Below are 1,133 nucleotides of genomic sequence, written 5' to 3' on the forward strand. Positions count from 1 at the left end.
AAAATTTATAAGCCAGTCTGTGCAAACCTTTGAGAGTCCGCTTTGATATCTTCATGGAAACGTAGTAATCAGGGTTAGAGATAGTTAGTGATAGTTTAGAGCAAAAAATATACACTCCCTTTATCTTATGTAACCTTGTAATTACCGCTTTTGATTAAGTCGGTAAAACTAAACTGCCAATTCTCAATCTAACTAACCCACAAACCAGAAGAATTATCTGCTCATATACATGAGAATGAAGCCGAAATCTGGACGATGCAATGCGGAAAATCTTCAGCAGCCGAATTATATGTTCGATAAAAATCCGATTGCTAGAAAAAGCTTTATTTTCAGCTTTTTGTAGAGCAGTTAATTCTCGATTACGAGGTTTTTTGTGAGGTGTACTAATATTTTTACCACCTTGATAACCTTTATCTCCTTTAAATGATTGTTGAGGAGAAAATTTTTGTTGTTGACTACGGAATAATGAGATGTCACTGGTTGGTCCCTTCATACCCACTACTATATCGACAATATCTTTGGCCTCTGGTAGTGAAACAACCTGGCTTTTAAGAGTATGGCGTTTCTGCTTACCAGAAAAGTATTCTTGTTGTACTTTTTTGTCTTTAGGTCTTTCCCTGGGCTGTTCGTAGCTATCCACAATTAGTTCAAACTCCATTAACATTTCTTGTACAATTGCATAATCACTTTCTCGATTTTCTACCTGTTCTAGTAAACTAGAAGGCAAAACTGCTCGCAATACTTTTAGCCAATAATGGAAGGTATCATTCGCTTCAGTTTTCGATACATTGAACTGCATTCCTAAAATCTCAAATGTCGGCATTTGTCTTAAATAAAATAGACACAGGCACACTTGTTCTGCAATCGTTAGTTTTGGTTTACGTCCTCCCCCTGGCGCATTGACTCTAATTTTTTTTATTTCTGACAGAGTAAGTTTTTCTTGATGTTTCAATTCAGCTTGCTTTACTAGCTCTATAAACTGTTTATGGTCAATCCCCAGTATTTGCTTGCTACGATGTTGATATTTATGAATATAATGAAGTGGATTTTTCATTATGGTAGACCCAAGGTAGACGCTCAAATCTTCCTTCTACCATTTTTTTGTACCTAAATTTATATTTCGGACAGGTCTA

General features: G+C 35.7%; 1 protein-coding gene. It reads right to left on the minus strand.

Translation table 11 applies throughout. From position 1 onward, the window contains the following. Positions 1-154: 154 nt before the first annotated feature. Positions 155-1,054 carry a transposase gene (locus ACM0OY_RS40405; protein WP_414574300.1) on the minus strand — a complete coding sequence of 300 codons (900 nt, stop codon included), beginning with the start codon at positions 1,052-1,054 and terminating at the stop codon, positions 155-157. Positions 1,055-1,133: the final 79 nt, after the last annotated feature.

Source organism: Nostoc sp. CCY 9925 (genome assembly GCF_963920935.1).
GTDB lineage: Bacteria > Cyanobacteriota > Cyanobacteriia > Cyanobacteriales > Nostocaceae > Nostoc.

What these genes read in the sequence shown, in the direction of transcription:
- ACM0OY_RS40405 (WP_414574300.1), bottom strand. Translation starts at nt 1,054, where the DNA reads ATGAAAAATCCACTTCATTATATTCATAAATATCAACATCGTAGCAAG.